Consider the following 228-nt stretch of genomic DNA (forward strand, 5'->3'; position numbering starts at 1 on the left):
GTGTGCGTTCTATGTTGGGATTCAAGTCATTTAAAACAGCAATCTCTATATTGAGTGGTGTGGAAGCCATGCATATGATAAAAAAGGGACAGATTGATTTAGAAAATCAGTCTGTCCAAAATCAAAAAGAGTTCATTCACCAAATGTTTGGACTTATAGCATAAGATACGATTCCGTTAGGAATCTACTATTCTCGATGTCATTCTTCATATATTTTGCACCAGAACC

General features: G+C 35.5%; 1 pseudogene. It reads left to right on the top strand.

The annotated features are described in order from the left end of the window. Positions 1 to 164: pseudogene (locus tag HRG09_RS28570) on the top strand (IS6 family transposase); the annotation flags it as partial. Positions 165 to 228 lie beyond the last annotated feature (64 nt).

The sequence above is a fragment of the Bacillus sp. Xin1 genome (assembly GCF_013314535.1).
In the GTDB taxonomy this organism is placed as follows: domain Bacteria; phylum Bacillota; class Bacilli; order Bacillales; family Bacillaceae_G; genus Bacillus_A.